Raw genomic sequence first — 12,434 nt, forward strand, 5'->3', positions numbered from 1 at the left:
CATCAACGCGATGAACGAACCGAAAGTCCGCCACGCCGGTGTTCCATACCACACGCAATGGGGCAGCCCCGAATGGGTTCGGCACATCGTCGAGCAGCAGGGCGACCCGTGCGACGATCCGCACTGGCAGCGCAGCGGCTTCGCCGACCCGCAGCGCTACCGCTTCTGGGCCAAGCGCCTGTGCGGCCTGAGTTGCCTCGAATCCGCACTCGACTACTGGCGCATCGCCCACCCGCCGCGCGCCGTGCTGCTCGACGAAGCGCTGGGGCACGGCGTCTACCGGATGCGCGAGGACGGCGGCGTCGACGGGCTGATTTATCAGCCGTTCGCGGACTGGGTGGGCGCGTTCGGCGTGCGGGTGGACGTGCTGCGCGAGGCGCCGCTCGAAGAGATCGCCGCGCGGCTTACCCCCGATACGCTGGCGATCGTCTCGGTGAGCCCGGAGATCCGCTATCCTGATCGGCCGAATCAGCGGCGCGGCGGCCATCTGATTTTGCTGCATGGACGCGATCGCGACGGCGTATGGTTTCATAATCCATCGGGCATTGCGCCGCATCAGGCTGACGTGTACCTGCCGTTCGTCACGATGGCTCGCTTCTATGCGGGGCGTGGGATGGTGCTAAGCCGGATCGCAGGTTAGGCGGGGCGAGTTGCGTTTACCGATGCGGTGTCGGAGGCGCCGTCCGGCAACGGCTTGCACGCGCGGTCGGCGCAGCAGCTCCCGGTGACCGGGCCCGTTTGCTGCTTCCTTCTGTTCGTCGTCTTTCCGCTATTGCACCTGACATGAAACGGACGTACTGCCTGCTGGCTGCCAGTTTGTTAGCGCTGGGCGCCGCGGTCTCGTCGAACGCCGCGAGCCGCGACGAACAGGTCAAAGCCTGTCGCGGCGACGCGCTGCATTTCTGCGCAATTCATATTCCCAATGAAGCAAAGATCACCGCCTGCATGGTGCGGCACATGAACAAACTGAGCCCGGCTTGCCGCGCGATGTTCAAGCACGACGAGAAAGACGATGACGTCGACAAGGCGGCGTCGCAGTGACAGGTCGGGAACGTCATGGTTGCGCAGTACGGCATGCGGCACGATGTTACGCACGGCGTGGATCGTGCGCTCATCGGGGCTTTGTCTGTGGCTCGACGGGCGAGCTCTTCGCAGCCCAAGCGCCTCGTGCGTGCATGGTCGGTGAACGTTCGCCAGCTGTCCCGGCGCAACTGCGCGCCCTGATCCACGACGCCATCGCCAGTTTCATCGCGAAGCCGCCGTCATTTTCGGCGTGACTGGCCAATGCCGCCGCGCTCGGTTACGGTGACGTCCTGGGCGCGATGACTCGCGCGCGGCTCACCAGGCTGCAGTGCGGCGCCCGCGGTCTACCGACCGCGCGTTCGCACTGCGCTGAACCCGAACCTACCTTCATCCGGATCTGGAACGAACCCTCTCATGACCCGCTTGACCACGCAGATTTTCGACGCCGCCGCGACCGCCCGGCTCCTTCCCTATGCAGCGCTCGTCGATGCGCTGAAGCGCGCGAGCATTGACTATGCAGCGCAGCGCATCGTCAGTCCCGAGCGGCTCGTCATGCCGCTCAATGCAGGCGGCATCATGCTGTCGATGCCGGCCACCGCGCCGGACCTCGCCATCCACAAGCTCGTCAACGTGTGCGCAAGCAACGGCGCGCGCCATCTGCCGACGATCCACGGTCAGGTGATGGCGTTCGACGCCGATACCGGGGAGACGCTGTTCGTCGTCGACGGTCCGACCGTGACCGGTCGCCGTACTGCGGCGATGTCGATGCTGGGCGTCGCGACCTTTGGCCGCAGCGCGCCGCGCGAATTCGCGCTGATCGGCACGGGCACCCAGGCGCTCAACCATTTGCAGGCGATCGGCGAACTGTTTCCGGACGCGCGCGTGCGGGTGAAGGGCAGTGCGCCGGCACGAGCCGAGGCGTTTTGCGACGCGCATCGCGGCAGCGCCCGGGACCTGCAACCGGTTGCGGGCGCGGCGATTCCCGAGTCGGCCGATGTCGTGATCGCGCTGACCACCAGCCAACGGCCGGTCTACGACGAAGCCGCGCGTGCCGGACGTCTCGTGATCGGAGTCGGCGCCTTCACGCCGGCAATGGCCGAAATTGGCGCGCGCACGCTGGGCGCCAGTGCGCTTTTCGTCGACGACCTGGCCGGCGCGAAGCACGAAGCGGGCGACTTCATCCAGGCCGGGGTGGATTGGGCGAAGGTCGGCGGGATTGCCACGGCGTTGGACAAACCGGCGCTGGTGCCCGCGGCGACGCCTGTCGTGTTCAAGACCGTCGGCTGCGCAGCGTGGGATCTCGCGGCGTGCCGCGTGGCGCGCGCAGCGTTGTCGGCGGCCTGAACGCCTGAACGAGGGGCCGCGCCGCGCAAATCGCTCAAACGCCATGAAAACAGCCCGTTGCCGTCACAGGTTGGCGTCTTCCTGAAGCTGCGGCGGATCTTGCCGTGCAAACTATCTCAAAACGTTGCACCATAGATGTTTGCCAGAAAAAGGCCGGGTCCGCCGGCGCGTGACATTCGCACGCTTTTTCTGTCCCCTTGACCGATGCCTCCTCCATCACGACGCTGCGACCGCGCTATGACGACCCAACCCGCTTCAGCCACACCCGACCTGCCGCTCGACATGATCATCTTCGGCGGCACCGGCGACCTGTCGTTCCGCAAGCTGCTGCCCGCGCTGTATATGGCGCATCTGCACTGCAATCTGCCGCCCGAGACGCGCATTCTTACGATCGGCCGCAAGCCCTGGTCGCGCGAAGAGTACATTGCCGAATTCATGGAGCAGAAGGCCAAGCCCTTCATCGAAAAGAAAGCGTTCGATGCAGCCGCCTGGGACAAATTCCTTGCGCTGTTCGAATACGTGCGCATGGACGTCGATTCGGCCGACGACTACCAGCGTCTGAAGAGCGCCTCGCGCGACGGCGTGCGCCGTGTGTTCTATCTGGCGACATCGCCGGACCTGTTCACGAGCATCTGCGATCACCTGGCCTCGGCGGGGCTCATCGACGGGAACTCGCGCGTCGTGCTGGAAAAGCCGCTGGGCCATGATCTTGCGTCCGCGCAGGAGATCAACAGGGCGGTCGGCCAGCATTTCAGCGAAGCGCAGATTTACCGGATCGACCACTACCTGGGCAAGGAAACCGTGCAGAACCTGATGGTGCTGCGCTTCGGCAATCCGATTTTCGGCCCGCTGTGGCAGGCGCCGTACATCCGGCGCGTGCAGATCACGGTGGCGGAAACGGTCGGGGTGGGCAGTCGCGCGGGTTTCTACGACAAGACCGGCGCGCTGCGCGACATGGTGCAGAACCACTTGCTGCAATTGCTGTGCATCGTCGCGATGGAACCCCCGGTGTCGCTCGATCCGGACGCGGTCCGTGACGAAAAGCTCAAGGTGCTGCGCTCGCTACGTCCGATGACGCCGGAGGACATCGCTCGCGACACAGTGCGCGGCCAGTACACCGCGGGCGCCGTGGACGGCGAAGCGGTGAAGGGCTACCTCCAGGAAGACAATGTGCCGCCGGGCAGCCGCGCGGAGACGTTTGTCGCGCTGCGCGCGCACATCAACAACTGGCGCTGGGCCAACGTGCCGTTTTACCTGCGCACCGGCAAGCGGATGCAGAAGAAGGTGTCGGAGATCGTAATCGAGTTCTCCGAGTTGCCGTTCTCCATCTTTCCCAACGGCGGGCGCAACTATGGCAACCGCCTGGTGATCCAGTTGCAACCGGAAGAATCGATCCAGTTGCAGATGCTCGCCAAGGAGCCGGGCAGCGGCATGCACATGCTGCCGGTGAATCTGAATCTGGATTTGCAGCAGGCGTTCACCGAACGTCGCGCGGAAGCCTACGAGCGTTTGCTGATCGACGTGATCCGCGGACGCCTCACGCACTTCATGCGCCGCGACGAACTGGAAGCCGCATGGGCGTGGGCCGAGCCGATTCTGGCGGGCTGGGCCAAGTCGGGCGAGCGGCCGCGCGGTTATACGGCCGGAACGTTCGGGCCGGCGGCGTCGACTGCGTTGATGGCGCGCGAAAATGCGGTGTGGGCGGAAGAGTCGCAGTGAGAAGCGCGCGTGCGTGCGACCGGCCTCATGCGGGGTCGATCGCCGCCGCTCGCGTCTCACGGGCTCAGCGTGCCGCGACGGCACGCTCAAAACGCCCACGCTTTACCAGAAACCAACACCAGGCATTCGCCCTCCATCCCTCGCCCCCCGTTGACGCGCTTCAGTATGAACAGGTTGCATTGGCCGCTGTTCACTCATCGGAAACGCAGAGATGCCAACTGGAAAGACTTGTCAAACTTGCGGGCTCAATATGCAGGACTCCTCTTTGACAAGTGAGGAAGTTGCGAAGAAGGACTTGCGGGGAAGTCGCGCGGAGCTTTATGAATTGCTTGCGCGACTTTTATCACTCAATGAACTCCGGACCGAAGTTGGAAAATCGCTTAAGGCCAAGACCCAACGACTACAACCAAAGAACGCCAAGCGAGCAAAAAAACGGAAAGTCCAAACAAACGCCCGCGCCGCAGGCCCAAAAAAGAATCCGCTGCGCAGGCCAAAAAACCACAATTACTTCCGCAACGAATCCATATCAATCACAAACCGATACTTAACATCACTCTTCAGTATCCGTTCAAAAGCCTCATTAATCCGCTGCATAGGAATCAACTCAATATCAGAAGTAATCCCATGCGCACCGCAAAAATCCAGCATTTCCTGCGTTTCCGCGATTCCGCCAATGAGCGACCCGGCCAGGCGCCGGCGCTTCATGATGAGATTGAACACCTGCGGCGACGGATGATCGTGCTCCGGCGCGCCGACCAGCGTCATCGTTCCGTCGCGCCTGAGCAGATTCAGAAACGGATTCAGATCATGTTGCGCGGCAACGGTGTTCACGATGAGATCGAAGCTATTCACATGCGCTTCCATCTCTTGCGGATTCTTCGATATCACCACCTCGTGCGCGCCCAGGCGCTTCGCATCCTCGATCTTCGACGGCGACGTGGTGAACAGCACCACATGTGCACCCATCGCACGAGCAAGCTTCACACCCATGTGCCCCAGTCCGCCGAGTCCCACGATGCCGACCTTCTTGCCCGGACCGGCGCCCCAGGTGCGCAGCGGCGAATACGTGGTAATGCCTGCGCACAGCAGTGGCGCGACGCCAGCCGGATCGAGGTTGTCCGGCACGCGCAGCGTGAACGCTTGGTCCACGACGAGTTGCGTGGAATAGCCGCCGTAAGTCATCTGACCGTCGACGCGGTCAACGCCGTTGTACGTGGCCACGAACCCGTTTTCGCAGTACTGCTCCAGATTTTCCGCGCAACTCGCACAGGTACGGCACGAATCGACCAGACAGCCGACGCCGACCAGGTCGCCTGCCTTGTACTTCGTCACATCGGTACCGACCGCGCTCACGCGGCCGACGATCTCGTGACCCGGCACCACCGGAAACACGGTGTTGTTCCATTCATTGCGCGCCTGATGCAGATCGGAATGACACACGCCGCAAAACAGCACGTCCATCTGCACGTCGTTGGGGCGCAGTTCGCGGCGCTGGATTTCGAACGGGGCGAGCGGCGCGGTCGCGGCGGTCGCTGCATAGGCATAAGTCGTGCTCATGGGTAGCTCCAGCAAATAAGGGCGATGGGGTAAGGCGCCGCGATGGGCGACACGTGTTGCCGATGCAGCGCAGCTTTGCATGAACCGGAATCACGGCGCTGAGTGTGGCCGACCAGGTGTTGGCGCATTCGCCGAAGCATTGAATGGCAAGCGGGCCAGCGCAGCGCGGAACAAGTCGATCCGGCAGGGTTCCCATCATAGGAGCGGGCGACGACTGGGGGAATACCTGAATGTCTTGAAGACTTGCCTAAAACTCCTGGCGAGAAGCGCGACAGGCTGTTTGATGCTAAGTTTCAAGCATTATTCTATTGGCCGTCACTATACCGTCATGTCGATCCGTTCCGCTGACTCCACCCCGACCGATCCCGCGCAGCAGCGTGTGATCGAATTGTTCGACGTGCTCGCTCCCGCGCCAGGCATCTCGCCTTCGAGTCTGGAGGGCGTCAACCTGATGCGCGTGAATAGTCCGATGCCACGCATGCCGGTGATGTACGAGCCGTGCATCGTGATCGTGTGCCAGGGCCGCAAGCGCGGCTTTCTGGGCGATCAGGTGTTCCAGTACGACGCGCAACAGTACCTGGTGCTGTCGGTGCCGCTGCCGTTCGAATGCGAGACCGAGGCGAGCCCGGAAAAGCCGTTTCTCGCCATTTCAGTGCGAGTGGACCTGACCATGGTCGCGGAACTGCTGATGGCGCTCAACGAAACGCAGGGCGCGGCGCACCACGAGCCGGTCGGCATCTACTCGACGCCGCTCGACCCGGCACTATGCAACGCGGTGCAGCGTCTGATGGAAGCGTTGGCTTCGCCGCTCGACGCGCGCATTCTCGCGCCGGGCGTGGTGCGCGAGATCTGCTATCGCGTGCTCACGGGCGAGCAGGGCGACGCGATTCGCGCGGCGCTCACGCATCAGAATCATTTCGGCCGCATTGCCAAGGCACTGCGCCGCATTCACGCCGACTACCACGGAGAACTCGACGTCGATACCCTCGCCGCCGAGGCGGGCATGAGTCTCGCGGTGTTTCATGCGCAGTTCAAGGCCGTTACTGCGACTTCGCCGATGCAGTACGTAAAGACCACGCGTTTGCATCACGCGCGTTTACTGATGGTGCAAGACGGTCTGAATGCGGGCGCGGCAGCGGCGCGCGTCGGCTATGAGAGCGCGTCGCAATTCAGCCGCGAGTTCAAGCGACTCTTCGGCCTCAGTCCGGTCGACGAAGTCAAACGCATGCGCACCGTCTACGATGCGCCGCCGCGGCGCGTGCGAAAGCCGCTGGCGCGCTACGTGACCGCGGTTTAGGCGCGTCGAACGCAAGCCGGCGACTCGTGCACGATCACAGGCCGCTGAACCAGTTGTACCCCTGATCTTCCCAATAGCCGCCAGGGTTGGTATTGGTCACGAAAATCGCCGCAATATGTTTCGGGTTCTTGAAGCCGAGCTTGGTCGGCACGCGCAGCTTGAGCGGGTAGCCGTACCTGGCGGGCAGCGGCGCGCTGCCGAAATCGAGCGTCAACTGCGTTTGCGGATGCAGCGCGGTCGCCATATCGAGGCTCGAGTAATAGCGGTCGGCGCATTTGAAGCCGACGTAACGGGCCGTCAGGTCCGCGCCGATGCGCTCCAGAAACGTGCGAAACGGCACGCCGCGCCATTGGCCGATCGCACTCCATCCTTCTATGCAGATGTGACGCGTGATCTGCGAAGCTTGCGGCAGCGCGCGCAACTGCTCGAGCGTCCAGTTGCGCTTGTCCGACACGAGGCCCGACACTTCGAGCCGATAGGTCGAGCCGTCGATATCCGGCGCGTCGAACTCCGGGTAGAACGCGTTGAACGGAAATGGGTCGGTGATTTCGCGGGCCGAATACGTCGGCGCGAGCCGGTTGCGCTGGAACAGCCAGCCCTGCACGCGATCGTTCCAGCGCGACATCGCCCACAGCACCTTGTCGACGGAATCGTTGTCCTGCATGTTGCAACCGGATAGCATCGCAAGCGCGCCGATCGACAGCGACGAACGCAAGAACAAGCGCCGTTGCAACTGCTCGATCTGCGGTTGATGATCGGCCAGAACGATGCGCGTGTTGCGGGTGTTGCGTGCGCCGGCGGGTTTTGATGCGCTCATGACTGAGTTCCTTCATGCGCCGCGCGACGGGCTCGGCCCGTGAGCATCGGCGCTAACGTGCGCGGGACCAGCAACACCAGCGCGAGATGCACGACGACAAAGCCGACTACACCCGCCATCGCGACGAAGTGCACGCGTCGCGCGAAATCGAAGCCGCCGAACAGCGCGGTCAGCCACCCCAATTGCACCGGCTTCCAGATGGACAGTCCGGACGCGACGAGCAATACGCCGAGGCCCAGCACGAGCAGATAGAGCGCACGCTGCACCGCGTTGTATCGGCCGGTATCGTGCGGCAGGCGCAAGCGCAGCGCCAATGCAGCGTCGTGCGCGATGTCGCGTGGATGAACCGGCAACAGCTTGCGCCGCAAGTGCCCGCTGCCGATGCCATACGCCAGATACAGCAGCCCGTTTGCGCAGAGCAGCCACATCGCCGCGAAATGCCACGCAATGGAGCCGCCGAGCCAACCACCCACTGTCGCCCAAGCGGGAAATCTGAAGGGAAAGAACGGCGACGCGTTGTAGATCGCCCAGCCGCTCATGATCATGCAGACCATCGCGAACGCGTTGATCCAATGCGTCACGCGGACGACGAGCGGGTGAACGAGCAGGCGCGCTTGCGGTTGCGACATGGTCGAAGACGGCGATGTAAGTGGAGAGTCGAAGGCCGCATCAACACGCAACGCGGCGCTTCGAATGGTCGGCCAAAGACTTACCGGAGCGCGGCTTTACATCGGCGGCGTGACACCATGCTCGCCGGCCGAGATGAAGTTCGCCGCCAACGAGCCGTCCGCTTCCTTGTGCGCGAACAGCACGACCTTCGCGCCCGGCAGCAGCAACGAACGGTCGCCTGGTTCCAGACTAACGATAGGCACGTCCTGCGGAATCAGGATTTTCTTTTCGCCGTCCTTGTACTTGACGGTGATCGTGCGGCCATTGCTGACCACGAGCGAGCCGACCGTGCCGTTTGTCATCGAACTGTTCGAACCGAGATCCCACGGACGATGGCCTTCGCCGGAGCCGCGCATGCTGGCCGGAAACACGTGCACTTCGAGCGCCTTGAGCGAGCCGTCCGGCTGCGGAATCGCAGCGGTGCCGACGTAGCTGTCCGGCTTGATGTCGTTGATGTCGGCGAGCTTGACGCCGCGAATCGGCGTGTCGGCCGCGAGCTTCACGTCGACATCTTTGCCGTCGCGCGTGTGGACCTTCAGCAGATCGCCCGTGAGCGAGCTGACCGTGCCGCGCACGCCGGTAGGCGCGGCGTTCTGAGCGTGAGCCGCAGCTGTTGTCATGAGCAAGGCGGCGGCGAGCGCGGGGGCGACGAGTGCGCGCAATGTCTGCGCGGATACGATCTTCATGAATCTGCTCCGGGTGGGTGAACGGTAGGGACAGATTAGGCGGCGCACGGGCTCGGCACAGTGACAGGCTGATGACAAAAACGTCATGAACGGTGCAGCGGCGCCACGTAGAATGACTTCGACGGTGAAGTCTCGCGTTGCTATGCGCGCGTGACTGCGCCGCTAAACGACGCCGCTAAACGACGCCGTTAAACGACGCCGCTAAACGATGCCCCGAACGAACCTTGGGGCTAAGCCCGAGTTGGAGCACCGAGCACCATGAGCATCCTCGTCATCGAAGACGATCCGAAGACCGGCGACTACCTGAAGAAGGGCTTGCGCGAGAGCGGCTATGCGGTCGACCTCGCGCGCACCGGCACGGACGGACTGCATATGGCGCTCGAACACGCGTACGATCTCGTGGTGTTGGACGTGATGCTGCCCGGCATCGACGGGTGGGAAATCATGCGTGCGCTGCGCGCGCGGCGCGATCTGCCGGTTATTTTCCTGACCGCACGCGACAAGGTCAGCGACCGCATTCGCGGCCTTGAACTCGGCGCGGACGACTATCTCGTCAAGCCGTTTTCTTTTACCGAACTCGTGTTGCGCATTCGCACGCTGTTGCGCCGCGGCGTGATCCGCGAGAGCGACCTGTTCGAGGTCGCCGACCTCAAGCTCGACGTGCTGCGTCGCAGGGTGACGCGCGAAGGCGTCGAGATTCCGCTCACCAACAAGGAATTCATGCTGCTGCATCTGCTGGTGCGCCGGCAGGGCGAGGCGCTGTCACGCTCGCAGATCGCCTCGGAAGTGTGGGACATGAACTTCGATAGCGACACCAACGTGGTCGACGTCGCGATCAAACGGCTGCGCGCCAAGGTCGATCATCCGTTCGAAAAGAAGCTGATCCATACGGTACGCAGCATCGGCTACACGTTCGGCGACGGCGCATGAAACTCTGGACCGAACGCTCGCTGACCGCGCGCACTACGCTGCTGTTCGCATCGATTGCTTGCGCGGTGATCGGCACGCTCGGCGCGTATTTTTACCAGTCCGCGCAAGTGTCGCTGCAACGCCGCGCCGATGTCGTGCTCACCGGCCGTGTCGAGCATTTCAGCCGGATCGTGCGCGATCTGTATTCGGTTAGCGAGTTGAAGAAGCGGCCGCTCCTGTTCGAGACCATGCTCGGCGCCGAGCAGGACGTCCTGCTGTTTCGGCGGCCCGGCGAAGCACCGTTCGTCGACGTCAACCCGGCGAACGTGGCGGTGCCTGCGTTACCGGTGGGTGCCGTGAACCGTCCGCCGAGTCTCGCCGACATTCATCAAACGCGCTTGCCGGACGGCGTGCCGGTGCATTGGGCGAGCGCGTCGGCACGAGCGCGTGAGGACGGCACCGAGGTCGAAGTGATCGCCGGCCACCCGATGACGCAGGAAGTGCGGATGCTGGCCGCTTACCGCAACCGCATCCTGCTGGCCACGCTCACCGGCATGCTGGCCGCGACGCTGCTCGCATGGTACGTGCTGCGGCGCGCGTTGCGGCCGGTGCGCAGCATTGCCGCGCGCGCCGCGCAGATCAGTCCCACCAGCCTGTCCGTGCGCCTCGACAGCGAGGGCGCGCCGGTCGAATTGCGGCAGCTCACGCATGCGTTCAACGCGATGCTCGACCGTCTCGCGGACGGCTATCAACGGCTCTCGCAGTTTTCCGCCGACCTCGCGCATGAGATCCGCACGCCCGTCGGTGCGCTGATCGGGCAGACCCAGGTGACGCTCGCCAAACCGCGCGAGGCGCACGACTATCAGCAATTGCTCGAATCGAATCTCGAAGAGCTGAACCGCCTGAGTCATATTGCGGAGAACATCCTGTTTCTGGCCCATGCGGATCATGCGGCGTTGTCCGTCGAGCGCGAACCGGTCGATCTGCGCGCGGAACTCGTGAGGATTGCAGATTATTTTGAAGGCCCGGCCGACGAACGCGGGATGCGCTTCGAAGTCGAAGCGCAAGGCACGGCCTCGGTGAATCCGTTGCTGTGTCGCCGCGCGATCAACAACCTGGTGGTCAACGCGGTGCGCTACGGTGCGCGCGATACGGTCGTGCGTTTGCGCGGCAGTCAGGACGCGCAGGGCGCGACCGTGGCGGTCGAAAACGACGGCGAGCCGATTCCCGAAACGCAACTGGACCGGCTGTTCGATCGTTTCTATCGCGCGGACGCGTCGCGCAGCGCGTTCACGGAATCAAGCGGACTTGGTCTCGCGATCGTCGAGGCGATCATGCATCTGCATGGCGGCACGGCGCGCGTAGTATGTCCGGCGCGCGGGGTGGTGCGCTTTGAACTGCGCTTTCCCGATGCCGGTTCGCACCACGCGCTCGCCACCTAGTGAAGCGTCGCGGCCTATACTCGTTCGATGGCGAAGCGCTGCAGGCCAGTTCGTCGCGTTTTGCGAAGGCTCGCAACGGGTAGCCACCGTCTATGTCTAACATCGGGAGTCGTGTCATGGTCAAACTCGCTCTGTACGTTCATCTCGAAGCCAAGCCCGGCAAGGAGCAGGAAGTCGAGGCTTTCCTGCTCGGCGGCTTGCCGCTCGTGGAGCAGGAGCCGGCCACCGCCGCGTGGTTTGCGCTGAAACTGGGGGCATCCAGCTTCGGCATTTTCGACGCCTTCGACGATGAAGCCGGGCGCGATGCGCATCTGAACGGCAAGGTCGCGGCCGCATTGATGGCGAGGGCGGGCGAGCTGCTCGCGTCGCCGCCGAGCATCAACAAGGTGGATGTGCTGGCGGCGAAGTTGCCGGGTTGATCGAGCGAGAAAAGCCGGTTTTCATTCGGCCAGCCGGATTGCATCGACCATCGCGGCGCCGCCGCGCTGCGGAACGGGTGCCGGCGCCGCATGGGGCCGGCCGCTCCCCGCAGACGATCACGGCCGAGATCGGCGATTTTCTTGCTAACGCAAAGCAGCATTTCAGCTTCCTGGGTCACGCAAAGTCGCATTTTGCGGCGCGTCGGTGTCGGCGCACGCGGACCTGCGTTACACATCTTCCTCGCGCGCCGATGTACTCGTACTCGTCGGTGTTCAGCCGCGACATCCGCAACTCGACAGCATTGCGGTGATACGAATAGGCGATTCGCCGGATCTCCAGTAACGCCGCGCCGACTTCGACGCCGAGATGCGCGCTCTCCAGTTCGTTCGCCCGCGCAACCCTGACACGCTCATCCGTCTCGACCACGTTGATGCCGAAAACATCCTGATAGAAGTTGTACAGCGCGTTTGGACGGTTGCGCAGTCTCTGGCAGCAGCGAGTGGAGGAGACACCATCTTGCGCGTGCTCAAACATCTCTACGTGCAGGTCCT

General features: G+C 63.5%; 13 protein-coding genes. 8 read left to right on the forward strand and 5 right to left on the reverse strand.

Features of this window, described 5'->3' with window-relative positions:
• Positions 1-10 precede the first annotated feature (10 nt).
• The 4 genes from ABQJ48_RS29630 (at position 11) to zwf (ending at position 4,086) form a co-directional block, all read left to right on the forward strand.
• Positions 11-640: a C39 family peptidase gene (locus tag ABQJ48_RS29630; protein WP_367841515.1), complete on the forward strand. Its 630-nt coding sequence runs from the start codon at positions 11-13 to the stop codon at positions 638-640.
• A gap of 143 nt (positions 641-783) precedes the next feature.
• Positions 784-1,041 carry a hypothetical protein gene (locus tag ABQJ48_RS29635; RefSeq protein ID WP_367841516.1) on the forward strand — a complete coding sequence of 86 codons (258 nt, stop codon included), beginning with the start codon at positions 784-786 and terminating at the stop codon, positions 1,039-1,041.
• 396 nt (positions 1,042-1,437) lie between these two features.
• Positions 1,438-2,367 carry a bifunctional Delta(1)-pyrroline-2-carboxylate/Delta(1)-piperideine-2-carboxylate reductase gene (lhpI, locus tag ABQJ48_RS29640; protein WP_367841517.1) on the forward strand — a complete coding sequence of 310 codons (930 nt, stop codon included), beginning with the start codon at positions 1,438-1,440 and terminating at the stop codon, positions 2,365-2,367.
• Between the two features lie 237 nt (positions 2,368-2,604).
• On the forward strand, positions 2,605-4,086 hold the full coding sequence (gene zwf, locus ABQJ48_RS29645; protein WP_367841518.1) for a glucose-6-phosphate dehydrogenase: 1,482 nt from the start codon (positions 2,605-2,607) through the stop codon (positions 4,084-4,086).
• A gap of 504 nt (positions 4,087-4,590) precedes the next feature.
• On the opposite strand, the gene ABQJ48_RS29650 is transcribed toward zwf, so the two are convergent.
• Positions 4,591-5,643 (reverse strand): NAD(P)-dependent alcohol dehydrogenase, encoded by a 1,053-nt coding sequence (locus ABQJ48_RS29650; RefSeq protein WP_367841519.1) that lies wholly within the window; start codon positions 5,641-5,643, stop codon positions 4,591-4,593.
• 328 nt (positions 5,644-5,971) lie between these two features.
• Here ABQJ48_RS29650 and ABQJ48_RS29655 point away from each other — a divergent pair, with 328 nt between their 5' ends.
• A complete protein-coding gene (locus ABQJ48_RS29655; RefSeq protein ID WP_367841520.1) occupies positions 5,972-6,940 on the forward strand; it encodes an AraC family transcriptional regulator in 969 nt (322 codons plus the stop codon).
• 34 nt (positions 6,941-6,974) lie between these two features.
• On the opposite strand, the gene ABQJ48_RS29660 is transcribed toward ABQJ48_RS29655, so the two are convergent.
• The 3 genes from ABQJ48_RS29660 to ABQJ48_RS29670 all read right to left on the reverse strand — a co-directional run bounded on the left by ABQJ48_RS29660 (position 6,975) and on the right by ABQJ48_RS29670 (position 9,112).
• On the reverse strand, positions 6,975-7,757 hold the full coding sequence (locus tag ABQJ48_RS29660) for a molybdopterin-dependent oxidoreductase (RefSeq protein WP_367841521.1): 783 nt from the start codon (positions 7,755-7,757) through the stop codon (positions 6,975-6,977).
• Entirely contained in the window at positions 7,754-8,386 is a 633-nt protein-coding gene (locus tag ABQJ48_RS29665; protein ID WP_367841522.1) for a cytochrome b/b6 domain-containing protein, read from the reverse strand. The genes ABQJ48_RS29660 and ABQJ48_RS29665 overlap by 4 nt, the downstream gene beginning before the upstream one ends.
• 96 nt (positions 8,387-8,482) lie before the next feature.
• The gene (locus ABQJ48_RS29670; protein ID WP_367841523.1) at positions 8,483-9,112 is read right to left on the reverse strand and encodes a hypothetical protein; all 630 of its coding nucleotides are present in this window, start codon (positions 9,110-9,112) and stop codon (positions 8,483-8,485) included.
• 258 nt (positions 9,113-9,370) lie between these two features.
• On the opposite strand from ABQJ48_RS29670, the gene ABQJ48_RS29675 reads away from it, so the two are divergent.
• The 3 genes from ABQJ48_RS29675 (at position 9,371) to ABQJ48_RS29685 (ending at position 11,882) form a co-directional block, all read left to right on the forward strand.
• Positions 9,371-10,042 carry a heavy metal response regulator transcription factor gene (locus tag ABQJ48_RS29675; protein ID WP_367841524.1) on the forward strand — a complete coding sequence of 224 codons (672 nt, stop codon included), beginning with the start codon at positions 9,371-9,373 and terminating at the stop codon, positions 10,040-10,042.
• Complete coding sequence (locus ABQJ48_RS29680; protein ID WP_367841525.1) at positions 10,039-11,463, forward strand: heavy metal sensor histidine kinase; 1,425 nt, start codon at positions 10,039-10,041, stop codon at positions 11,461-11,463. The genes ABQJ48_RS29675 and ABQJ48_RS29680 overlap by 4 nt, the downstream gene beginning before the upstream one ends.
• 116 nt (positions 11,464-11,579) lie before the next feature.
• Positions 11,580-11,882, forward strand: coding sequence for a putative quinol monooxygenase (locus tag ABQJ48_RS29685; RefSeq protein WP_367841526.1), 303 nt, complete (start codon positions 11,580-11,582; stop codon positions 11,880-11,882).
• Between the two features lie 175 nt (positions 11,883-12,057).
• On the opposite strand, the gene ABQJ48_RS29690 is transcribed toward ABQJ48_RS29685, so the two are convergent.
• Positions 12,058-12,417 carry a UTRA domain-containing protein gene (locus ABQJ48_RS29690; protein ID WP_367841528.1) on the reverse strand — a complete coding sequence of 120 codons (360 nt, stop codon included), beginning with the start codon at positions 12,415-12,417 and terminating at the stop codon, positions 12,058-12,060.
• Positions 12,418-12,434: the final 17 nt, after the last annotated feature.

The sequence above is a fragment of the Paraburkholderia suaedae genome (genome assembly GCF_040812055.1).
In the GTDB taxonomy this organism is placed as follows: Bacteria; Pseudomonadota; Gammaproteobacteria; order Burkholderiales; family Burkholderiaceae; genus Paraburkholderia.